23 protein-coding genes are annotated in these 22,014 nt (G+C 64.9%); 8 read left to right on the top strand and 15 right to left on the bottom strand.

All coding sequences use genetic code 11. From position 1 onward, the window contains the following. The first annotated feature begins 230 nt into the window (after nucleotides 1–230). A complete protein-coding gene (locus SPYCW_RS16260; RefSeq protein ID WP_120218360.1) occupies nucleotides 231–731 on the top strand; it encodes a DNA-deoxyinosine glycosylase in 501 nt (166 codons plus the stop codon). 147 nt (nucleotides 732–878) lie between these two features. Here the strand turns inward: SPYCW_RS16260 and SPYCW_RS16255 are convergent, their stop codons facing one another. After that, nucleotides 879–2,180 (bottom strand): metal-dependent hydrolase family protein, encoded by a 1,302-nt coding sequence (locus SPYCW_RS16255; RefSeq protein WP_120217691.1) that lies wholly within the window; start codon nucleotides 2,178–2,180, stop codon nucleotides 879–881. A 42-nt stretch (nucleotides 2,181–2,222) separates the two neighbouring features. After that, nucleotides 2,223–4,631 carry a S8 family peptidase gene (locus SPYCW_RS16250; protein ID WP_172595532.1) on the bottom strand — a complete coding sequence of 803 codons (2,409 nt, stop codon included), beginning with the start codon at nucleotides 4,629–4,631 and terminating at the stop codon, nucleotides 2,223–2,225. 196 nt (nucleotides 4,632–4,827) lie between these two features. Between SPYCW_RS16250 and SPYCW_RS16245 the strand changes: the two genes are divergently transcribed. The 3 genes from SPYCW_RS16245 (at nucleotide 4,828) to SPYCW_RS16235 (ending at nucleotide 8,630) form a co-directional block, all read left to right on the top strand. Beyond that, entirely contained in the window at nucleotides 4,828–5,505 is a 678-nt protein-coding gene (locus SPYCW_RS16245) for a pyrimidine 5'-nucleotidase (RefSeq protein WP_120218359.1), read from the top strand. Next, nucleotides 5,502–6,344 (top strand): 2,3,4,5-tetrahydropyridine-2,6-dicarboxylate N-succinyltransferase, encoded by an 843-nt coding sequence (dapD, locus tag SPYCW_RS16240; RefSeq protein ID WP_120217689.1) that lies wholly within the window; start codon nucleotides 5,502–5,504, stop codon nucleotides 6,342–6,344. Before SPYCW_RS16245 ends, dapD begins: the two co-directional genes overlap by 4 nt. 162 nt (nucleotides 6,345–6,506) lie before the next feature. Beyond that, nucleotides 6,507–8,630, top strand: coding sequence for a TonB-dependent receptor (locus SPYCW_RS16235; protein WP_145985999.1), 2,124 nt, complete (start codon nucleotides 6,507–6,509; stop codon nucleotides 8,628–8,630). Between the two features lie 54 nt (nucleotides 8,631–8,684). Here the strand turns inward: SPYCW_RS16235 and gpmA are convergent, their stop codons facing one another. Next, nucleotides 8,685–9,371 carry a 2,3-diphosphoglycerate-dependent phosphoglycerate mutase gene (gene gpmA / locus SPYCW_RS16230; RefSeq protein WP_120217687.1) on the bottom strand — a complete coding sequence of 229 codons (687 nt, stop codon included), beginning with the start codon at nucleotides 9,369–9,371 and terminating at the stop codon, nucleotides 8,685–8,687. A gap of 188 nt (nucleotides 9,372–9,559) precedes the next feature. Here gpmA and SPYCW_RS16225 point away from each other — a divergent pair, with 188 nt between their 5' ends. After that, the gene (locus tag SPYCW_RS16225; RefSeq protein ID WP_120217686.1) at nucleotides 9,560–10,021 is read left to right on the top strand and encodes an Hsp20 family protein; all 462 of its coding nucleotides are present in this window, start codon (nucleotides 9,560–9,562) and stop codon (nucleotides 10,019–10,021) included. Nucleotides 10,022–10,300: 279 nt separating this feature from the next. Here SPYCW_RS16225 and SPYCW_RS16220 read toward each other — a convergent pair whose 3' ends face one another. The 12 genes from SPYCW_RS16220 to SPYCW_RS16165 form a co-directional block, all read right to left on the bottom strand. Further along, nucleotides 10,301–10,783: a GNAT family N-acetyltransferase gene (locus tag SPYCW_RS16220; RefSeq protein WP_172595531.1), complete on the bottom strand. Its 483-nt coding sequence runs from the start codon at nucleotides 10,781–10,783 to the stop codon at nucleotides 10,301–10,303. After that, nucleotides 10,780–11,889, bottom strand: a complete 1,110-nt coding sequence (locus SPYCW_RS16215; protein ID WP_120217685.1) for a M14 family metallopeptidase — start codon at nucleotides 11,887–11,889, stop codon at nucleotides 10,780–10,782. The genes SPYCW_RS16220 and SPYCW_RS16215 overlap by 4 nt, the downstream gene beginning before the upstream one ends. Next, nucleotides 11,886–12,497, bottom strand: a complete 612-nt coding sequence (locus tag SPYCW_RS16210; protein ID WP_120218357.1) for a DUF4136 domain-containing protein — start codon at nucleotides 12,495–12,497, stop codon at nucleotides 11,886–11,888. The genes SPYCW_RS16215 and SPYCW_RS16210 overlap by 4 nt, the downstream gene beginning before the upstream one ends. A gap of 71 nt (nucleotides 12,498–12,568) precedes the next feature. Then, nucleotides 12,569–13,237 carry a cell wall hydrolase gene (locus SPYCW_RS16205; RefSeq protein ID WP_120217684.1) on the bottom strand — a complete coding sequence of 223 codons (669 nt, stop codon included), beginning with the start codon at nucleotides 13,235–13,237 and terminating at the stop codon, nucleotides 12,569–12,571. Between the two features lie 196 nt (nucleotides 13,238–13,433). Next, nucleotides 13,434–13,772 (bottom strand): DUF1491 family protein, encoded by a 339-nt coding sequence (locus SPYCW_RS16200; protein ID WP_120217683.1) that lies wholly within the window; start codon nucleotides 13,770–13,772, stop codon nucleotides 13,434–13,436. Nucleotides 13,773–13,793: 21 nt separating this feature from the next. Then, nucleotides 13,794–14,258, bottom strand: coding sequence for a PTS sugar transporter subunit IIA (locus SPYCW_RS16195; RefSeq protein ID WP_088439859.1), 465 nt, complete (start codon nucleotides 14,256–14,258; stop codon nucleotides 13,794–13,796). A 148-nt stretch (nucleotides 14,259–14,406) separates the two neighbouring features. Next, nucleotides 14,407–14,979 (bottom strand): ribosome hibernation-promoting factor, HPF/YfiA family, encoded by a 573-nt coding sequence (gene hpf / locus SPYCW_RS16190; RefSeq protein WP_120217682.1) that lies wholly within the window; start codon nucleotides 14,977–14,979, stop codon nucleotides 14,407–14,409. Nucleotides 14,980–15,024: 45 nt separating this feature from the next. Further along, nucleotides 15,025–15,726 carry a DNA polymerase III subunit epsilon gene (gene dnaQ, locus SPYCW_RS16185; RefSeq protein ID WP_120217681.1) on the bottom strand — a complete coding sequence of 234 codons (702 nt, stop codon included), beginning with the start codon at nucleotides 15,724–15,726 and terminating at the stop codon, nucleotides 15,025–15,027. Nucleotides 15,727–15,745: 19 nt separating this feature from the next. Further along, nucleotides 15,746–16,369 (bottom strand): dephospho-CoA kinase, encoded by a 624-nt coding sequence (gene coaE / locus SPYCW_RS16180; RefSeq protein ID WP_120217680.1) that lies wholly within the window; start codon nucleotides 16,367–16,369, stop codon nucleotides 15,746–15,748. Beyond that, the gene (gene aroE / locus SPYCW_RS16175) at nucleotides 16,366–17,181 is read right to left on the bottom strand and encodes a shikimate dehydrogenase (RefSeq protein ID WP_120217679.1); all 816 of its coding nucleotides are present in this window, start codon (nucleotides 17,179–17,181) and stop codon (nucleotides 16,366–16,368) included. The genes coaE and aroE overlap by 4 nt, the downstream gene beginning before the upstream one ends. After that, nucleotides 17,178–17,774, bottom strand: coding sequence for a Maf family protein (locus SPYCW_RS16170; RefSeq protein WP_120217678.1), 597 nt, complete (start codon nucleotides 17,772–17,774; stop codon nucleotides 17,178–17,180). Before SPYCW_RS16170 ends, aroE begins: the two co-directional genes overlap by 4 nt. Further along, complete coding sequence (locus SPYCW_RS16165) at nucleotides 17,771–18,583, bottom strand: pyruvate, water dikinase regulatory protein (RefSeq protein ID WP_120217677.1); 813 nt, start codon at nucleotides 18,581–18,583, stop codon at nucleotides 17,771–17,773. Before SPYCW_RS16165 ends, SPYCW_RS16170 begins: the two co-directional genes overlap by 4 nt. A gap of 485 nt (nucleotides 18,584–19,068) precedes the next feature. Between SPYCW_RS16165 and hemE the strand changes: the two genes are divergently transcribed. From hemE to rho, 3 genes are all read left to right on the top strand, one after another. Further along, nucleotides 19,069–20,097, top strand: coding sequence for a uroporphyrinogen decarboxylase (gene hemE / locus SPYCW_RS16155; RefSeq protein ID WP_120217676.1), 1,029 nt, complete (start codon nucleotides 19,069–19,071; stop codon nucleotides 20,095–20,097). A 2-nt stretch (nucleotides 20,098–20,099) separates the two neighbouring features. Continuing rightward, on the top strand, nucleotides 20,100–20,549 hold the full coding sequence (locus SPYCW_RS16150; RefSeq protein ID WP_120217675.1) for a CopD family protein: 450 nt from the start codon (nucleotides 20,100–20,102) through the stop codon (nucleotides 20,547–20,549). Nucleotides 20,550–20,756: 207 nt separating this feature from the next. After that, entirely contained in the window at nucleotides 20,757–22,013 is a 1,257-nt protein-coding gene (rho, locus tag SPYCW_RS16145) for a transcription termination factor Rho (protein WP_120217674.1), read from the top strand. The last annotated feature ends 1 nt before the right edge of the window (nucleotide 22,014 follow it).

Raw genomic sequence — 22,014 nt, 5'->3', positions numbered from 1 at the left:
ACCCGCAGAATTCTGCGGAAAACAGGCGACCTTGTAACAGCAAAAGACCCCGGTCGATCGCAATTGATCCCCGGAGGCTCCATCCGCGCCAGCAATGTTCAAGCGCTGTTGCAACTGAAAAAGGCGGCAAACCGCCCTTTTCGGTCGAGCGCGCCCCTAGACCCGATTCCCGTCGCGGTCAAGGGGTGGGCAATATTGTTGCGCCGGTTCGCGCGAGCTATCGACCGCGCATGACCATCATCCGCCACGCCAGCTTCGCGCCCCAAGTGGCAGCAGACACCCGGCTGCTGATCCTCGGCAGCCTGCCGGGCGCACGGTCGCTCGCCGCGCGCCAATATTATGCCCATCCGACCAACCAGTTCTGGCGCCTGCTCGGTGCAGTTATTGGCCAGCCGCTTGCCGACCGGAGCTACGACGACCGGCTTGCCGCGTTATGCGCGGCGAAAATCGGGTTGTGGGATGTGATCCGTTCGGCGGCGCGCCGGTCGAGCAGCGACAGCGAGATTCGCGAGGTCGAAGCGCACGACCTTGCGGCGCTGATCGCCGGGCTGCCTGAGCTGCGCATGATTGCGTTCAATGGTGGCAAGGCCGCGGCGATCGGGCGGAAGCAGCTCCCGGTGATCGACGACCTCGCGATCGTCGATCTGCCGTCGAGCAGTGCGGCGAATACGATCGGCTATGCGGCGAAGCAGGAGCAGTGGTTGGCGTTGCGCGCGGCATTGGCGAATTAGACGATCCTCCCTGTCGCGCAGCGATGGGGAGGTGGCAGCGCGAAGCGCTGACGGAGGGGCCATGGCGCGACGTTGCCGCCCCTCCACCACCCGTTTCACGGGCGGTCCCCCTCCCCACCGTTACGCGGCAGGGAGGATTTTGGGCGGTCAATCGACCACCGCTCCCCGCGCCATCACGAAATCGACCTTTTTCAGCACCCGCACGTCGGCCAGCGGATCGCTCGCCACGGCGATGATGTCGGCGCTCTTGCCTACGGCAATGCTGCCGATCTCGTTCGACAGGCCGAGCAGGTCGGCGGCGTTGACCGTCGCCGCCTTGAGCGCCGCGACCGGGGTCATGCCGTGCTGGACCATCAGCTCGAACTCGTCGCCGTTGCGGCCGTGCTTCGACACGCCAGCGTCGGTTCCGAAGGCGATCTTCACCCCGCGCGGGACAAGCTGTTCCAGGCTCTTCCCGGTGATGCCGATGCGCCACTGGATCTTCGCCAGCACATCGGGTTCATACGCCGCGGCATTGGCGGCAATGCGTTCCTTGTAGCCGTTCACGGTCGACAGCGTCGGGACATAATAGGTCTTCGATTTCGCCCACGCGGCGATCGTCGCTTCATCGAGGATCGTGCCATGTTCGATCGAGTCGGCCCCGGCATCGATCGCAAGGCGAATACCGTCGGCACCATGTGCATGGACCGCGACCTTTTTCCCGAACAATTGCGCGGTTTCGACGATCGCCCTCGCTTCATCATCGAACATCTGTTTGCCAAGGCCCGCGCCGATGCGGCTGTTCACCCCGCCGGTCGAGGCGAATTTGATGACGTCGGCGCCGCGCCCGACCTGGAGCCGCACCGCGCGGCGGCAATCGTCGGCGCCGTTGCAGGTGTTGCCCGCGCCTGCGAAAAAGGGCCGCAGCTCGTCGCGATAGCCCAAGGAGCCGTCCATATGCCCGGCGCTGCCCGAAATGCTGGCGCCCGCATCGACGATGCGCGGCCCCTGCACCTTGCCCGCCAGGATGGCATCGCGCAGCGCGAGGGTCGCGCCGTCGCCATCGCCAAGATTGCGGACCGTGGTGAAACCGGCGCGCAGCGTCTTCATCCCGTTGACCTGCGCATTGAACGCCTGCGCTGCGGGGCTGAGCGTGACATCCTCAAGCTGCCCGGCGATCCCGCCTGCATCGCTGGTCAGATGGACATGGCTGTCGATCAGGCCGGGCAGGACATATTTGTCCTTGAGATCGATCAGCGTCGCGCCGGGTTCGGCGGGTTGATAGCCGTCGGTTACCGCAATGATCCGGCCATTTTCGACGACAATCGTCGAGGCGCCGCGCACCGGCTTGCCCGGTTCGGCGAGCAATTGTCCGGCGTGAATCACGGTGCGCGCGGGCGTCTGCGCCGCAAGCGGCGACGCGAGCGCGGCGCCGAGCAGCGCGAGCGGAAGGCAATGGATCGGTTTCATTCTGGCATCCCCTGATTTGCGTTTGGGGAGTGTTAGAGCCGATCAGAAGCCGAGCGTAAAGCGCAGCGCCGCGCCCTTGTCGTCGGGCAGCGCCGCGATGTGGCCCGGATCGCGGCGGATCCATGTGTTGGCGATCAGGTCGCCGCCGAGCAGCGACAGCGCATAGCTCGCCTCGACGACCAGTTCACGCCCGGTGGGCGCGAGATTATAGGGGCGACGGGCGAAGTCGGTGCGCCCGCTGGCATAATCATGCGCGACCGGCAGCATCAGGTCGACGCCGCCGCGCGCGACACGCAGCGGCTGGGCCATGCGAAGCGCGGCGCGGTCGCCGGGGCGGAACAATCCCGCCTTGGCGATGTCGACCGAGAAGGCCGACGACCACAGCGCCCCGCCCGCAACCAGCCCGGCGCGATCGGGACGGGTCCACATTTGTCGCCAGGCACCCGTCAGGCTCCAGCCCTTTGTCAGTGTGACGCCCAGGCTGGCATCGCCGACCAGGCTGGTTGCGCCGCCAGACCCAAACACCGGGCCGAGCCGCGCGCCGAGCAGGCTGTCCGATTCGCGCAGCCAGCTGCCGCCGAGCACGGCGCGAGCGGAACCGAAGCGGGCGTCCCACGCGGCGCCGACCCGCTGGTACCGGCTGTCGCGAGCAGAACGGTAACGGAGCAGCGGATCGTCCTGCCAGCGCGAACCCGATACCCAGCCGTCTTCCAAGACGATGCTGACATGGTGATTGGCCGCGATATTGTGGCGCAGCATCGATCCGATACCCGGACTGGCGGCAAAGCCCAGCCCATCGTGCGCGCCGTCGCCGATCAGCATGGCATGACCGCTTTCACCGCGTTCGCCCGCGAGCAAGCCGCTCGTCCCGCGCCCCGCCGCAAAGCCGATCCGCGTCCGCGCGTCGAGGCGCGTCACCACCGATGCGGCAAGGGTGCGGGCCGCCTGCGCATCGTGAAACGACAGCCCGGCGAGCGCGTCGCCCCTGCCCGTCCCCGCCCCCGTCGCGGTCACCAGCGACAAGGCGGTGGCTCGGCTGGCGGCGCTTTGCTGGCGGATCAATCCGCCAAACGCGCCCGACAATTTGAAATCGGGGCGGCGCGGCGCCAGCGACTGGCCGAAATCGACGTTGAAGGCGCGGCCGAAACCGTCGGTGACCAGCCCGACTGTCGCCCCGGTGCCGACCGCCCCCGCGTCGCCCATCGGCCCGCCAAGCACCCCCAGCGCGCTGCCCAGATTGACCGCCGTCGCGGTCCCCGCCAGTGCCGTCGCCCCCATCGGCTGGAACGCGCGCGCGATGTCGAGAATGCCCTGCCCGTACACGGCGTCGTCGCCCGCTGCGCCCGCATCGCGCGCCGATTGATAGAGCAATTGCACGATCTGTTGGCTCGACAGGTTCGGAAACGCCTGCGCCAAGAGCGCCACCGCGCCCGCGACTTGCGGCGCCGCGAAGCTGGTCCCGCTGATGACGAAGACAAAATTGCCCTCGGTTTCGATCACGCCATCCTTGTAGGTGCAGCACACTTCCTCGCCGAGCGCCGCCAGATAGGATCCGGCATAGATCCCGGCCCGGTTGCTGAAGTCCGACCGGACGCCATTTTCGTCGACCGAACCGACGATGATGACCAGGCCGCCACCGGCATCGCGCATCCCCTGCGCAAAAGGTTCCGGGTTGTTGGGATCGTTGCCGCTCGCGGTGGTGTCGCCTTCATTCCCCGCCGAAAGGACGACGATGATCCCGGCCGCGGTGGCGCGTTGCACCGCGCTGCGCAAGGTCGCACCGGGCGGATCGTCGCCGCCAAGCGAGATGTTGACGACGCGCGCGCCAGCGCTGATCGCGCGATCGAGCCCCGCGGCAATGGCGCTTTCGGGAAACTGGCATCCGCTTTCGTCGTTGGCCGGATCCTCGGTGGCGCAGCTTCCCGGCCGGTCGGCGCGCAGCACGAGCAGATTGGCGTTATAGGCGATGCCCATCGTCCCCGCGTCGTTTTTCGCCCCGAGCAGGATCTGTGCGACGTTGGTGCCATGCGTGCCTTCGCCATTGATCCCGCGCGATCCGGCAAGATCGGCCGAGAAGGACGAAATGCGCCCGGCAAACTCCGGGCTGTCTTCGTCGATACCGTCGTCGATGACCCCCGCCAAAATGCCCTGCCCGCTCGCCCCCGCCTGATAGGCCGTGATCGCGCCGTGGAAATTCACCCCATCCGATCGCCGCGTTTCGGGGGTGTTGAAATTGCCCGTCGGCGGCGGGGTCGGGGTGGGTGCGGGCGTCGGAGTCGGCACGGGGGTTGGGGTCGGTGCCGGAGCCGCGGGCGGGGCCGGGGTCGGCGCAGGCCGCGCCCCGCCCCCGCCGCCACAACCGGCGAGCGACAGCGCAGCGATGCTGAGCAAGGCCGACAAGGGACGGCCAGACATCCGCCGGATATTTTCGGATCGGTTCGCTTGGGCCATCGCCATTCCCCTGACTTTCGTCATCCCGGCGAAGGCCGGGATCTCGCCCTCTGACTTCGACGCGTCGTTGCGATTCCGGCCTTCGCCGGGATGACGGTCAAGCTAGCATCGTCCCATCTATATCTACAGATATTGCAGTCCGGTAAAACGCTCGCGCTTGCCGCCGCCCACCCCAGCCCTTATGCGCCGCCACGCCATGTCCGTTCCCCTCGACCATATCGACGCCTGGGTCTTCGATCTCGACAACACGCTCTATGCGCCGTCGGCAAAGCTGTTCGACCTGATCGACGCGCGGATGGGCGCGTTCATCATGCGCTTGCTGAATGTCGACGCGGTCGAGGCGCGGCGGGTGCAAAAGCAATATTTTCATGATCATGGCACGACGATGGCGGGGCTGATGCGCCACCATGACGTCGATCCCGAGGATTTTCTGGTCGACGTCCATGACATCGCGCTCGACCGGATCGCGCCCGATGGGCGGCTTCGTGCAGGGCTTGAGCGCCTGCCGGGTCGCAAGCTGGTCTTCACCAACGCCGACGCCGATTATGCGGCGCGCGTGCTCGATGCGCGGGGCATTGCCGACCTGTTCGACGGCATCTGCGACATTCGCGCCACCGCCTATACGCCCAAACCCGATCCCGCGGCCTATGCCATGATGACCACGCATCTGGGTATCGACCCGGCGCGCAGCCTGTTTGTCGAGGATATGGCGCGCAACCTGACCCCCGCAAAAGCGCTGGGGATGACCACCGTCTGGCTGGACAATGGCAGCGAAAGCGGCCATCGCGACCACCTGCCGGATCAGGTCGATTTTCATGTGAACGACATCACCGACTGGCTCGACAGCCTGCCTTTACCATGGGGAATTTCATGACCAGCGACCTGCAAAGCACGATCGAAGCCGCGTGGGACGCGCGCGACACGCTGGGCCTGACGACGACCGGCGCGGTGCGCGAGGCGGTGGACACCGCGATCGCCGGGCTCGATGACGGCAGCTATCGCGTTGCGACACGCGACGCGGACGGCGCGTGGCAGGTCAACCAGTGGCTGAAAAAGGCGGTGCTGCTGTCGTTCCGCCTCAACGACATGGCAATCATCGATGGCGGCCCCGGCGGCGCGACCTGGTGGGACAAGGTGCCGTCGAAATTCGTCGGCTGGGGCGAGAATCGTTTCCGCGATGCGGGCTTCCGCGCTGTCCCCGGTTCGATCGTCCGCCGCGGTGCCTTTATCAGCAAAGGTGCGGTACTGATGCCGAGCTTCGTCAACATCGGCGCCTATGTCGGCGAGGGGTCGATGGTCGACGCTTGGGCCACCGTCGGCAGCTGCGCCCAGATCGGCGCCAACGTCCATCTGTCGGGCGGCGCCGGGATCGGCGGGGTACTGGAACCGCTACAGGCCGGACCGGTGGTGATCGAGGACGGCGCCTTCATCGGCGCGCGCGCCGAAGTCGCTGAGGGGGTGATCGTCCGCGAGGGCGCGGTGCTGTCGATGGGGGTCTATCTCGGCGCCTCGACCAAGATCATCGACCGCGCGACGGGCGAGGTCTTCATGGGCGAGGTTCCGGCCTATTCGGTCGTCGTGCCCGGATCGCTGCCCGGCAAGCCGCTGCCCGACGGGACGCCGGGGCCGTCGCTTTATTGCGCGGTCATCGTCAAGCGCGTCGACGCCAAAACCCGCGCCAAGACCGGGATCAACGAGCTGCTGCGCGATTGAGTTTCGCGGCACAACAGCCATCGCGCGCTGTGTACGTCGAGGTACCGGTGCAACGTGCTCGTCGAAATTCGCGCGGCGTTGGTGGATAAGCTTTTGACTTCCAGCCCCTGAAAACGATCGCCGCGGGTGCTGTGTCGAAGCGACAGCGCCGAGGGAGGGATTATGATGCGGATGACCGCAGGGGCATCGACGTTAGCGATGGCCATGGGATTGTTGGCGCCTCAACTTGCCTTTGCGCAGAGCGCCGAGCCGGTGGCCGGAGACGCTACCGCTACCGCTACCGCTGCCAGTGCGGTTCCGGCTCCGGCCGACGGCGCGCAGCGTTACACCCCCGGCGATTTCGCCAGCTTTTCGCCGCGCACCGCGCTCGACATGGTCGAAAAGGTGCCGGGATTCGTGATCGTCACCGGCACCAACGGGGGCGCCCGCGGGCTGGGTGCGGCGACCGAGAATGTCCTGATCAACGGCGAGCGTATCGCCAATAAATCGACCGACGCGCGCAGCGCGCTGCAACGCATTGCCGCCTCGCAGGTCGCCTATGTCGATATCGTCGACGGGGCCAGCCTGAATGTTCCAGGCTTGACGGGCCAGGTCGCCAATGTCGTCTTGGTCGCGGGCACGGCACAGGCGGGGTTCACGACCACAATCCGCTGGCAACCCGACTGGCGCCCACGGCTCGACGACAATTGGCTGAACGGCGAGGTTTCGACCACCGGCACGATCGGCGGCACCCATGTGACGCTCAGCCTGAAGAATGAAGCCAACCGGAATGGCCATTGGGGTCCGGAGCAACGGTTTGACGGCAACGGCGTGCGGCAATCGACACGCGACGAGTTGGCCAGCTACAGCGGTGACAGGCCGCGTCTCGCCCTGGCTCTCGCGCGCACCACGGCCGGCGGCGACAAGTGGAATTTCAATCTGGGCGGCCAGTTGCAGAAGCTCGTCGATGCGGCGAGCAGCGTCGCGGTGGGGCCAACAAACGGCACTTTGCGCGAGACGTTCAAATCGGTTGAAGACGAGCATAATTTCGACGTCGGCGGCGATTATGAATTTGGGCTGGGCCAAGGACGGCTCAAACTGATCGGACTCTACCGGTTCGAACATAGCCCCAATGTCGACACGTTCATCGTCGACAGGGCGATTGGCGGGCGCAGCGGCGAGCGGTTCACCCAGACCGCCGACGAGGGCGAATCGATCCTGCGCGGCGAATATGGCTGGCGCACCGCAGGCGGCACCGACTGGCAGGTCGCGCTGGAGGGGGCGTATAATACACTCGACGTCGATGCCGAGTTCGCGACGCTCCAGCCCGACGGCAGCTTCCTGCCCGTCATCTTCGGCGGTGAAAAGACCAAGGTCGAGGAAAAGCGCGGCGAAGCATCGCTGACTTGGGGGCGCGCACTGGCGCCGAACCTCACCGCGCAGATCAACCTTGGCGCCGAATATAGCGCGCTGTCGTCATCGGGTCCCGATGGCCTGACGCGCCGCTTTGTGCGGCCGAAAGGCAAGCTTGCGCTGGCGTGGAAGGTCGGGCCGCGGACCACGATCAACTATCAGCTCCAGCGCCGCGTCGACCAGCTCAACTTCTTCGATTTTGCGAGTTCAGTCGATGTCGCCAACGGCCAGGGCAACGGCGGCAACGGCCTGCTGGTGCCGCCGGTGGTCAACCGCACCGAGCTGGAGTTCGTCCAAGACCTGAGCGCATGGGGCAACGCCTCGGTCGCCTTCGCTTATGCCTATGCGCAGGACCTGGTCGACCAGATCCCGCTGTCGCCGACCACCGAGGGCCGCGGCAATTTGCCGGGTGCGCATCTTTATCGCATCAGTTCAAAGGCGACGCTGCTGCTCGATCGGCTGGGCTGGAAAGGCGCGCGCATCAACAGCGACCTGACCTGGCGCCGCAACCGCGTGCGGGATCCGCTGACGGGCAGTTGGCGCGATCAGAGCGAGGGGCAGGAGTATCTGGTCGATGTCAGCCTACGCCACGACATCCCGGGTTCGCAGCTCGCTTGGGGAGCCAGTTATTTCGACGAACATTTCAGCCCCAATGTGCGGCTCAATGCGATCGAAAATGAATATAACGACGGCGCGTTTGTTGCCGCCTTTGTCGAGCATAAGGATGTTGCGGGTTTCACGGTCAGGCTGACGTACCGCAATCTTGCCGGGCAAAAGAACCGGTTCGACCGCACGGTCTTTGTCGACCGGCGCAACGGCCCGATTGCGTTCAGCGAAAGCCGTCGGCGCGAGTTTGGGCGATATTTCCAGCTCACCGTGACCGGGACGCTTTGAGCACCGTCATCCCGGCAGCGCCGGGATGACGAGAGAAGGGCGTGAGGCCGCCTTTTACCGCTCGCTCAGATAATAGCGTTCGCGCGCGGTCAGGTCGGCGTTCAGCTCGTAAACGATCGGCTGGCCGGTCGGGATTTCGAGCCCGGTGATGTCGGCGTCCGAAATGCCCGACAGATGCTTGACCAGCGCGCGCAGGCTGTTGCCATGCGCCGAGATCAACACCGTCTTGCCGGTTGCAAGCTGGGGCGCGATCGCGCTTTCATAATAGGGAAGGACGCGTTCGATCGTGTCCTTCAGGCTTTCGGCCGAGGGGATCGCGATGCCGGCGTAGCGCGGGTCGCTCGCCAGATCCCACGGCGATCCGGCTTCGAGCGGCGGCGGCGGAGTGTCGAAGCTGCGGCGCCAGATCTTGACCTGTTCATCGCCATGCTTCGCCGCGGTCTCGGCCTTGTCGAGCCCGGTCAGCCCGCCATAATGGCGCTCGTTCAAACGCCAGTCCTTGGTCACCGGCAGCCACAGCCGTCCCATCGCTTCGAGCGCAAGATTGAGCGTCTTGATCGCGCGCGACTGAACCGAGGTGAAGCAGGTGTCGGGCGCGATCCCCTTCGCCTTCATCAATTCGCCCGCTGCCCAAGCTTCGGCGGCGCCCTTTTCGGTCACGTCGACATCCCACCAGCCGGTGAAGCGATTTTCGAGATTCCATTGCGACTGGCCGTGACGAATGAGGATGAGCTGGGGCATTTCGGATCCTTGCGCTGGAGGGTTTCGCAGCCCCTTAGCGCGGCTTTTCGACGAACGCCAATCGCCCCCTTGAAATGGTTTCAAGCGCTCCCAGATTTGCAGCATCCGGTCGCCGATACGGGGCCGGGTGGCGATCACGGCGCGCCGCCGCGGTCCCTGACTTCGCTTTTGAGAAAGGAAGAAAGACCATGCGTAACAGCTTTGACTGGACCCCCTATCGCCGTTCGACCGTCGGTTTCGACCGGCTGTTCGATTTTCTGGAAACAAGCGGTTCGGGCGCCGAAAATTATCCGCCGTTCGACATCGAGAAGGTCGCCGACGACCATTTCCGGATCACCGTCGCGGTTGCCGGGTTCAAGAGCGACGAAATCGAGATCGTTGCGCAGCAGAATATGCTGACCGTCAGCGGCCGCAAGGCGCCGGTCGCCGAAGGCGAAGGCCGCCAGCTGCTGTATAGCGGCATCGCGACGCGCGCATTCGAGCGCCGCTTCCAGCTCGCCGATTTCGTGCGCGTGAGCGCCGCCGACTTGGCTGACGGGCTGCTGATCATCGACCTGGTGCGCGAAGTGCCCGAGGCGATGAAGCCGCACAAGATCGCGATCGGCGGCAATGCGACCCCGACGTTGGTCGAGGACAAGCAGGCGGCGTAATCTGGCCGCAGTCCATACCCCGCACGGGGTATATGAGCGGGGTCCGGAGTCCCTTCCGGACCCCTTTTTCGTTTGGGCAGCTTGCCCGACAAGCGGAGCATCTTGAGCGAGGTCGCTTTGACCAGTTGTTTCGCACGAAGACACGAAGATGTCGGCCTTTCCGCGAAGCGGCCTTTTCCTTGCCAAGTTGCAGCAAGGCGCAGCGCCGCCAAAAACGGGGAGCCTGACGACCGATCGCTGTTTCTTCGTGTCTTTGTGTCTTCGTGCGAAACTATTGTCTCAGACCACCCGCGTCATGAAGCGGCTGAACGGGTCGGGTTTATAGTCCGCGAAGGGCGCGCAATCGTCGAAGCCATAGCGGCGGTAGAGCGCGATCGCGGGCTCGAACGCCGCCCCCGATCCGGTTTCGAGGCTGAGCCGCGCCAGCCCCCGCCGCCTCGCTTCGTCAATGATATGGTCGAGCATCCGCGCTGCCACGCCGCGGCGCAGGAAGGCATCGGCGGTGCGCATCGATTTGATCTCGCCATGCGCGGCATCGAGTTGCTTCAGCGCCCCGCATCCCGCCAGCGTATCGCCGTCGTGGATCGACCAGAAGGTCACATTGCCCGCGCGCAATCCGTGGAAGTCGAGGAAGTGACAGCTGCCCGCGGGCGAATTGGCGAGCATCCCCGCAAAATGCTGTTCGAGCAGCGCGCGGATGGCGGCGCCCGACAGATCGTCTTCGACGATCCGCCAGTCGCCCTCCCCCGCGCCGGTCGTCACAGCATCTGATCGAGCGTCGCGAGGCACGCGTGCGCCAGCAATTTTGATCGTTCGGGCGACCAGCCGACCGCCGGATCGGGCAGGTCGTCATTGTCCTTGAACGGCATTTCGATCGTCATCGACACCGCGCCGAAACGCTCGGCGAGCTGGGTCGTCGACATCGACAGATTGGCCTTGCCCGGCGCCGCTTCGCTATAGCCGAGCGCGACCTGAAAATCGGGGCTGTTCGCGGCGAGCGCGGCCTGGAACGCCTTGTATTTTTCCATCTGTCCGGGCTTCAGCGAAGGGATCCCCTCGAACCCGGCGAGGAACACCGCGGGGATAGCTTCATCGCCATGGACGTCCATCGCCCAATCGACGCCCGTTTCATCCATCGCATTGCGGACGCACAGGACTTCGGGGCTGCGTTCGGCGGTCGGATTGTCCCATTCGCGATTGAGGTTCACGCCCGCAAAATTGGTCCGCAAATGGCCGCGGCACGACCCGTCGGGATTCATGTTCGGGACGATGTGGAAGCGGCATTTCCGGAGCAGCGAGCGCGCGTGCGGATCGGCGGGGTCGGTGAGCTTTTCGAGCGCACCCTCGACCCACCATTCGGCCATGCTCTCGCCCGGATGCTGGCGGGCATAGAGCCAGACCTGCGTGTCGCCGCTGCCCATTTCGAGGCAGTCGATCGGCTGGCCTTCGAGGCTGGTGCCGAGGCAGCGGTAGGTGACGCCTTCGCACTCTGCAACGCTGGCGACCAGATCATGATGGCGCTCCATCGAGAAGGGCGCGAAATAGGCGATGTAGAGGATCGGGCTTTCGGCGGTATGCCGGATGGTCAGCGTGCCGGCATCATAGCTGGTGTCGAGGCGAAACCAATAGTCGCGGTCGTAGCTCGCGCACGCCGCATAGCCCGGCCAACCGTCGGGATAGGCCGAGGCATCGAGTCCGGTGATCGCCAGATCGAGCGCGTCGCCGATCGCGCACGACACGCGGAAATGAAACCATTGGAAGAAATCGGATTCGCGATCCTTGCGAATCGACAGGCGCGCCGCGGTGCCGTCGATCGAATCCACGACGATGTTGCCGCTGTCGAACGCGGCGTTGATGGTGATGGTCATGGGACGCTGATAGTGCGTCCCGATTCGCCGGGGAAGTCCTTGAATAAGGCCTCGGCCAATTTTGCCGCGGCGAGCGAGGGTTGTGCGGCCGGTGCCTTCACCGGAATCGCGGCAAGCGCGCGGCCTTCCCACAAGGCCTGTCCGGTCGCGGCACTGTCGATGCGCACCGAAAGCTGTAGATCGGCCATCCGCTTCGGACCGCCGCCCAGGTTGACCCCGATACCGAGCCCGACCCCCGACCCATAGCTGCCGGTCGAACCGCCGACCCCGACCGATACCGGCGAGCGCCGCGCCGCCATCGGCTGTTCGCTCCGCTCAAAGACGATGCGGACAAGCAGCGGCGCGCGTTCGTTGCTGCCTGCAGCGACCATCCCCAGCCGCTGCAACTGCTGGTCGACGGCGGCGCGATAGCTGTTCCATTCGAGCGACGGCATGCTCGCCGCCGGGCCATCGAGCGGCGCGGTCGCGATCGCGTAACGCGTTCCGGGCGCCCAGCCCGGCACGGCATTGTGGAAGCGCGTGACTTCGACGGGCGGGACCGCGGTGGCACAGCCGCCGAGCGAAAGCGCCGCTGCGCAAAGCAGGGCGACAGAAATTTGACGCGTCATCGCGTCATCATGCGCCAGCAAATATGGCTTGGCAATGAATGGGATGCCGCCGCGGCGCGGCGGCGTCCGGTTCAGCGATAAAAGATGTGGTTGTCGATCTGCGCGATGCGCGTCTTGCGCCAGCCCGGCGAGACATAGCGGGCGTGAAAGAACAGCGCGCCCGGCGCATGATTCTTCCAGCTGCCGTCGCGCGCGATCTGCGCGATCGCGAGGGCGTTGTTCCACTGGGCGCCTTCGCGGACCGCCGGCATCTTGCCGCCGCGCACAAAGCTGAACTGGCTTTTCTGATGGACGACACCGCACAGGCTCTTGGGGAAGCGGCCCGACTCGGCGCGGTTGATCACGACATGCGCGACCGCAAGCTGGCCGGGGAGCGATTCGCCGCGCGATTCGAAATAGACCGCACCGGCGAGGCAGCGCAGTTCGGGGTCGATGTCGGCGGGGCGCGGGGTCGCGGCGACAAGCGCGGCGAGCGATTCGGCGGTCACCGGGGTCGGCTTCGCTTCCGGCGCGGGGGTCTGGTCGTCGTTCTTGCTGATGTCTGCGACCGGCGCATTGGCCTCGATCGACAGATCCGCCTGATCGGTCGCGACCGGCGCAGGTGCGCTCGGGGCGAGCAGGGCGGGAAGATTGGCGTCGGCAGCAAGATCGCTCGCAAAACCGGGTTCCGCCAAAAGCAGCATGGTCGCGGCAGTCATGCCGACGGCAGCCACGCTGGCTGTATTCAGGATACGACTCATATTGTCCGTCAAAAGTGCGGCCGATGAACCGAACCTCTCAAAACAAGCGGGGGACTATGGTCCAGTATCGCCGCTTGCGGTCATCGTCCGACTGCGTGTCCAGCCCGTTCTGCCGGGGCATCGTCAAGACAATGCAACCCGCGGGCCGACCTACGCGTTATCGAATGCGCGCCACTTATTGTGCGCTGCAACAGAGTCAAGTTAACGCAGCCCACTCCGCGACGAGTCGTGGCGCATCTGCGATATCCAGTTCGACGATCCATAGATCAGGATCGGCCTTTTGCCGACGGTCCTGGTAGTTGGCGCGCGATTCACCATCTTTGGGGTCGGCGGGGCCGACCGCCTCCCATATATAGTCGCCAGTCGGGGAAAAGCGCCGTTCAAGCAGCGGCCCGGGCTGGCCGCGCTCGGCGCATTGGACAAGGATGATCCCCGAATGCTCGTCGCCTTTGACGAGGATCGTCGCAAATCCGCCCGCCGATTCGGTGCGGCGCAGCAACAGGTCGACAAGGAAGCGGCTGGTCAGCCGCGTCATGCGCCAGTTCGCGCCGCGGCGTCAGGCCGCGTCACGCGTTTCGGTATCGGCGAGCAGCGCATAGAGCGCTTCGTCGCTTTTGGCCCCGCGCAGCCGTTCGGCGATCGCTTCGTTGCGCAGCATCCGCGACACCCCGGCCAGCGCCTTGAGATGATCGGCACCCGCGTCGAGCGGCGACAGCAGCACGAACAACAGATCGACCGGCAGGCCATCGACCGCGTTGAAGTCGATGGGGCGCGACAATTGCAGAAACAGCCCGCGCACCCCGGTCAGATCGGCCATCTTGGCGTGCGGCAGAGCGATTCCGCGCCCGAACCCGGTCGAACCGAGGCGCTCGCGTTCGAGCAGCGCTTCGCTGACTTCGCCCGCGTCGAGCCCGAGCGAGCGGCTGGCGAGGTCGCCGACAAAGGGAAAAAGCGCCTTTTTCGAATCGAGCTGGACGTGCGCGCGCACGGTCGCGGGATAGAGAAGGGAAGAAAGGTTCATGGTTCTGGTCAAATCTGTGTAGCCGCCGGGCAATTGGGCCGGGCACTCCGCAAGGACGATCGCGGCGAGGTCATACCGGAGCCCCGCCATACCGGCATAGGACGTATTGGGCGCGGCCCTTATGCCGGTTGGCGAAGAAAATCCAGCCCTATCGTGGTTCGACCCAGCCGATCGTCCCGTCGTCGCGGCGATAGACCATATTGTGCGAACCCGTCTTGCTGTTGACGAACAGCAAGGCGTTGGTGTTGCGAAGGTCGAGCATCATCACCGCGTCGGACACGCTGCTGTTGGGGATGTCGACGCGTGTTTCCGCGATGATCGCGGGGGCGTCGCCGGCATCTTCCTCGCCGCCACCGTCAAAGACGATATAGCTCGCATTGTCGTCGATCTCGTCGACCGTCGGTGAAGGCTGCGCCGGACCGCTATTCCGGTCTTTCAATCGTCGCATATAGCGGCGCAGCTGCTTTTCGATGCGCTCGGCCGCCCCTTCGAACGCGACATGCGCGTCCTGCGCCTGGCCATGCCCCTTGAGCACCAGCCCCTGCATCACATGCGCGACGATGTCGCACTGGAAACTGTCGTGCGGCCCCTTGCCAAAGGTCGCGTGCGCCCCGATCGCGCGCGAAAAATATTTGTCGGCAATCGCGTTCATCCGGTCCGACACATGCGCCTGCAGCGCTTCGCCGGTTTCGATCTGGTGGCCAGAGACGCGGATTTCCATTTTTCTTCTCCTTCTTGGCCGGTGCGATGACTTATGCGATCACCATCACACCGTATCGAGCCACAGCGGCTGGTTCAGCCCTGCGACAAATTCGGCATGGCGTGCCAGATCGGCGGCCGATGCCATATGGGGTCGGGGTTCGCGGAACGGACGATCGCCGCCGCGCGGTACCGCAGGGGCCGCGGCGGCGAGCGTCGGGACGTTGGTCGCCGACGCCGCGAGTCCCAGCCCGATCTGCCGGCCGCCGGTCATTTCGATGTAGAGGTGCGCGAGCAGTTCCGCATCGAGCAGTGCGCCATGCTTGACGCGGTGGCTGCGGTCGATGCCGTAGCGCGTGCAGAGCGCGTCGAGGCTGTGCTTGGCGCCCGGATGGAGCTTGCGCGCCATCTGGACCGTGCAGCACATCCGCGCCATGTCGAGCGCGGGACGGCCCGCGCGCGCGAGTTCGGCGTTGACGAAACCGAAGTCGAACGCGGCATTGTGCGCGACCAGCGGCGCGTCGCCGAGAAATTCGAGCAGATCGTCGACGCGGGTTGCGAACAACGGCTTGTCCGACAGGAACTGGATCGACAGGCCGTGCACCGCTTCGGCGGCGGCGGGCATGTCGCGTTCGGGGTTGAAATAGGCGTGGAAGGTCTGGCCGGTTTCGCGGCGGTCGACCAGTTCGATGCACCCGATTTCGACCAGCCTGTCCCCGGTCTTGGGATCGAATCCCGTGGTTTCCGTATCGAAGATAATCTCGCGCATTGAGCGGTTAATCTGGACCCTATCGGGCGCGGAAACAAGAGGCGATGGCGCGAATCTGGCGATGCGTCTCGCTTTTCGGTCCGCCCGTTTCGATAATGAAATCGGCGCGCGCGCGCTTGACGCGGTCGGGCACCTGCAGGCGGCGAATCGCCTTCAGACGGTCATAGGTCATTCCCGGGCGGCGCATGACGCGCTTGGTCTGCATCCAGGTCGGCGCCGACACCACCGCGATCGCACCGACGCGGCGCCAGCCGCCCTTTTCGAACAAGAGCGGGATGTCGAGGACCACGACGTCGCGCGCGCGGTGGCGGGCGAGGAATTTTTTCTGCGCCCGGAACACCGCAGGATGGACGATGGCTTCGAGCGCGGCGAGTTCATGGCGGTTGCCGAGCACCAGCCCGCCCAGTTTCTGGCGATCGACGCCGCCGGGTCCGGTGGTGCCCGGAAAGCGCGCCTCGATCGCGGCGACGAGCGCGCCGCCCGGCCCCTGCAACCGGTGGACTTCGGCATCGGCGTCGAACACCGGCACGCCTTCATGCTCGAACATCGCCGCCGCGGTCGATTTGCCCATGCCGATCGATCCGGTGAGGCCGAGGATGAAGGGTCGCCGCAGCCGCGAACCGGGACGCGGATGATGCCTCATGCGGTGAGCAGCCCGCGCAGTTCGTCGTCGCGGCCTTCGGGCGGCGGAGCACCAAAAAATAGCTCGAAGGCAAGCGCCGCCTGCCCGATCAGCATGTCGAGGCCGTCGACGGTGTCGAGCCCGCGCGCCTCGGCGGCCCCCAGCAACCCGGTCTGGAGCGGCGCATAGACGAGGTCATAGACGATCGCATCGTCCGGGAGCGGCGAAAGGTCGAGGTCGAGCGGCGGCTGGCCGGTCATCCCGAGGCTGCTCGAATTGACCAGCAGCGATACCGGCGGAAGCGATGAATCGAGCCCGACAACCTCGCCCTTGAGGCCAAAGGTCGCGAGCAGCCCCATGGCTTTGAGCGGACTGCGATTGAGGATTGTCACATGTCCGACCCCCGCGCGCGCGAGCGCGAACAGCACCGCCCGCGCCGCGCCGCCCGCGCCCACCACGGCGACCGGCGCACCCTCCAGATCGAGGTCGGCCAGCGGCGCATAAAAACCCGCGGCGTCGGTGTTGGTGCCGATGACCGACCCATCAGACTGGCGAACGATCGTGTTCATCGCGCCGATCGTCCCGCGGATATTGCCCGGATCATCGACCAGATCCATGACCGCCACCTTGTGCGGGATCGTGACATTGCAGCCGCGCCAATCGGGGTCGGCGCGGCGCTGTTCGACAAAGGCGGCGAGCGCGTCGGGCGTGACGTGGGAACGGCGATAATCGCCCGCGAGGCCCAAGGCGTCGAGCCAGAATTTGTGGATCAGCGGGGATTTCGATTGCGCGATCGGATCGCCGATCACCTCGGCATAGGATGGCCCGCTCATGACGATGCCAGCCCGGTCGTGCGGAGCCACGACAAGAGCGGCAGCATCGGCATCCCGACGATAGTCCAGGGATCGCCTTCGACCCGGTCGAACAATTGCACGCCCGCTCCTTCAATCTCGTAACAGCCGACGGTCCAGCGGATGCTGTCCCATTGCTCCGCGACATAGGCGGTGATGAACGCGTCCGACAAGGGACGCATCCACAGCTTCGCCTCGCCCACCGCGCGCCACACCGGCGACCCATCGCGCGCCGCGACCACGGCGCTGAACAGCCGGTGGCGCGTCCCCGCCATGCGGCGCAAATGGTCGGCGGCCTCTTCGGGACTGGCGGGTTTGGACAGCATCGCGCCATCGTCGAGGGCGAGCGTCGAGTCGGCGCCGATCACGGTGACGCCGGGCAGGCGCGACGAGATTTTGATCGCCTTGGCCTCGGCGAGCGCGTCGGCGATATTGCGCGCGGTCTGACCGGCGGCGAGCAACGACGCGGTGAGCGCTTCTTCATCGACATGCGCGGCGGTGGTTTCAAATTCCAGCCCGGCGGCGCGGAGCATCGCCGCGCGGCCGCTGCTTTGCGAGGCGAGCAGCAACGTCATGCGCTCGCCCGATCCTCGACCAGCTTGATCACCGCCGCGGCGGTTTCCTCGATCGAACGCCGGGTCACGTCGATCACCGGCCAGCCGTTGTCGGCGAACATCCGCCGCGCATAGGCAAGCTCGGCCTTCACGCGTTCGTCGTCGACATAGGAGGTTTCGGGTGCCTGATTGAGCGAGAGCAGTCGGTTACGCCGCACCTGCACGAGCCGGTCGAGCCCGGTCGTCAGCCCGACGACCATCGGACGCTTGAGCCGGTACAGGGCGTCGGGGGGCGGGGATTCGGGGACGATCGGGATGTTCGCGGTCTTGAAGCCGCGGTTGGCAAGGTAGATGCTGGTCGGCGTCTTTGACGTGCGCGAAACGCCTGCAAGGACAATGTCGGCCTGTTCCCAATTTTCCCAGCCGATGCCATCGTCGTGCGCGACGGTGAACTGGATCGCCTCGACCCGCGCGAAATAGGCGGCGTCGAGCTGATGCTGGCGGCCCGGCCGCGCCTTCGCTTCCTGGCCCAGCATGCGCGACAAGGCGTCGGTCACCGCGTCGAGCGCGGGGACGAGCGGCAGATTGAGCGCGCCGGCGCGGCGTTCGAGGCTGGCGCGCAGCTCGCCGTTCACCAGCGTGAACAGGATCATCCCCGGACTCGCCTGCACCTCGGCCATGATGCGGTCGAGATGCGATTCCGATCGCACCATCGGCCAGAAATGGCGCACCACCTCGACATCGTCGAACTGCGCGATCGCCGCCTTGGCGATATTTTCCAGTGTCTCGCCCGTGGAGTCGGATATGAGATGAAGGTGAAGTCGGCCCATCGCGCCACTTGGGCCAAAGGCGTGGAAAAAGGCAAGCAGGGAGGTGGAGGAGAAGATCGGGCGATTTCCAGATCATCCCCATTTCCGTTCGTGTCGAGCGAGGTCGAGACACACTTGGAGAGCGCACGGCTACCGGGTGTTTCGACGTCGCTCGACACGAACGGGATATGTCGTGCGGCTCGTCGAAAACGCTCCACGGCACCGCCTGTGGATAAGTTTGGGGCAAGCGCCGGGAGCAAATCGGGACGATGGATTCATCCCCGACGCTGCCGATTCCGCTCCACCTGTTTTCCACAAGGGACGAATCTTATCCACAGGCTGTGAATTAGGGGGATCATGCCTTGCGACTCTGGCCGCCGACGTATCGATCGGGGAGTCAAGCTGTTGGCAAAAGGGACGCCCCGGCCTAAAGCCGCGCTTGTCCGGCGACCAACAAACCACCACAATCCTATTTAAATATTTATGAAGAGAGAAAGAGGGGCCGCGTGAAGGCGTCATCGAAAAACCTGCTCGCAACGCTGCGCGGGGCACGGCAGGAACGTCCAGCGCTGTGGCTGATGCGCCAGGCTGGGCGCTATCTGCCCGAATATCGCGCGCTGCGGGAAACCAAGGGCGGCTTTCTCGAGCTTTGCTACGATCCCGAAGCGGCGGCCGAAGTGACGTTGCAACCGATCCGGCGCTTTGGTTTTGACGGCTCAATCCTCTTTTCGGACATCCTCGTCGTCCCGCACGCGCTTGGCCAACATTTGTGGTTCGAAGCGGGCGAGGGGCCGCGACTTGCTCCGCCGCTGGTGGATGCCGCCTTGGCATCGCTCGAAGCCGCGCCCGAGCGGCTTGATCCCATTTATGCAACCGTCGCGCGCGTTGCGTCGGCGCTTCCGCCCGAGACGACCTTTCTGGGCTTTGCAGGCAGTCCCTGGACGGTCGCTACCTATATGGTGGCGGGGCAGGGGTCGAAGGACCAAGCCGCCGCGCGGCGCATGGCATTCGGCGATCCGGACGGCTTCCAGACCATCATCGATGCGATCGTCGATGTTACGGTAAATTACCTCGCGGGCCAGATCGAACATGGCGTCGAAGCCGTGCAATTGTTCGACAGCTGGGCGGGCAGCCTCAGCCCGGCGCAGTTCGAACGCTGGGTCATCGCGCCCAATGCCGAAATCGTCAGCCGTCTGAAGGCCATCCATCCCGACACCCCGGTGATCGGCTTTCCCAAGGGGGCAGGCGGGAAACTCCGCGCCTATGCCGACGAAACCCTCGTCGACGCGATCGGGCTCGACGAGACGGTCGATCCGGTGTGGGCCGACGCGGCGCTGCCGCCGCACCTTCCCGTGCAGGGCAATCTCGACCCGCTTGCGCTCGTCGCGGGCGGCGAAGCGCTCGACGCCGCGATCGACCGCATCCTTGCGGCCTTCCCGGCGCGTCCCCATATCTTCAATCTCGGCCACGGGATCGTGCCCGACACGCCGATCGCGCATGTCGAGCATCTGATCAGGCGCGTTCGCGGCGGGTAGTTATGGCAGACTGGGCAGGATTTTTGGGGGCGACGATGCTTTGGGTCAAAGCCGCGCATATCATTTTTGTGATTTTCCTGATGGCCGGCCTGTTCATGATGCCGCGCTTCTTCGTCTATCACCACCAATGCCCGGTCGGGTCGGACGAAGATAAGAAATGGATCGAGCGCGAGGATCGGCTCCGCCGGATCATCCTGAACCCGTCGCTGACGATCGTCTGGCTGCTCGGGCTGCTGCTCGCCTTCAACGGCAATTATTGGGGTGAAACCTGGTTCATCGCCAAATTGATCCTGGTGCTTGCGCTGTCGGGCTATCACGGCTGGATGATCGGTTATTTCAAAAAGCTGCAACAGGGTTTGCGGCCGCTGACCGAAAAGCAGCTCCGGCTGCTCAACGAAATCCCCGGCGTCGCCGCGGCGATCATCGTGATCCTGGCTGTCATTCGGTCCTGATCGCGCGCCGCTGGCGCGGGGATCGAGGCCAGCCCGATTGACTTGGCATGGCGCGAGGGATAGTGGCCATGGCAATCCCGCCAGTCGGGCGACGCTTCCCCAGCGTCGGAGCTATCGCAAACGGTCGTCCCCCGGCCGGATAGGCACCCTTGCGGTGCAATGAAAAACAACGGCATTTTTTCCTGAATATCACCCGGAATCCATCCCATGCATCTTAAAGAACTCAAAACCAAAGCGCCTGCCCAGCTCGTCGAAATGGCGGAAGAACTGGGCGTCGAGGGCGCATCGACGCTGCGCAAGCAGGACCTGATGTTCTCGATCCTGAAAGAACTCGCCGAAGAGGGCGAAGAAATCATCGGTTCGGGCACGATCGAGGTTCTCCCCGACTCGTTCGGGTTCCTGCGCTCGTCGGATGCCAATTATCTTGCGGGTCCCGACGACATTTATGTTTCGCCGAACCAGGTCCGCAAATATGGCCTGCGCACCGGCGACACGGTCGAGGGCGAAATCCGCGCGCCGCGTGACGGCGAACGCTATTTCGCGCTGACCAAGCTGATCAGCGTCAATTTCGACGATCCCGACGTCGTTCGCCACCGCGTCAATTTCGACAATTTGACGCCACTCTATCCAAACCAGAAGCTGTCGCTCGACACCGTCGATCCGACGGTCAAGGACAAGTCGGCGCGCGTCATCGATCTCGTCAGCCCGCAGGGCAAGGGCCAGCGCGCGCTGATCGTCGCGCCGCCGCGCACGGGTAAGACGGTGCTGCTGCAGAATATCGCCAAGGCAATCACCGACAACCATCCTGAGGTTTACCTGATCGTCCTGCTCGTCGACGAACGCCCCGAGGAAGTCACCGACATGCAGCGCAGCGTGAAAGGCGAGGTCGTCTCCTCGACCTTCGACGAACCTGCGACGCGCCACGTCCAGGTCGCCGAAATGGTGATCGAAAAGGCCAAGCGCCTCGTCGAGCACAAGAAGGATGTCGTGATCCTGCTCGATTCGATCACCCGCCTTGGCCGCGCCTACAACACTGTTGTCCCCTCGTCGGGCAAAGTGCTGACCGGCGGTGTCGATGCCAATGCGCTCCAGCGTCCGAAGCGCTTTTTCGGCGCCGCGCGCAACATCGAGGAGGGCGGTTCGCTGTCGATCATCGCGACCGCATTGATCGACACCGGCAGCCGCATGGACGAAGTCATCTTCGAAGAATTCAAGGGCACCGGTAACTCGGAAATCGTGCTCGACCGCAAGGTCGCCGACAAGCGCATCTTCCCGTCGCTCGACGTCGGCAAGTCGGGTACGCGCAAGGAAGAATTGCTCGTCGAGAAGGACAAGCTGTCGAAAATGTGGGTGCTGCGCCGCATCCTCATGCAGATGGGCACGATCGACGCGATGGAATTCCTGCTCGACAAGATCAAGGATTCGAAGACCAACGAAGATTTCTTCGATTCGATGAATCAATAGT

The organism is Sphingopyxis sp. EG6, assembly GCF_003609815.1.
In the GTDB taxonomy this organism is placed as follows: domain Bacteria; phylum Pseudomonadota; class Alphaproteobacteria; order Sphingomonadales; family Sphingomonadaceae; genus Sphingopyxis.
This window is presented reverse-complemented; position numbering and strand designations above follow the sequence as displayed.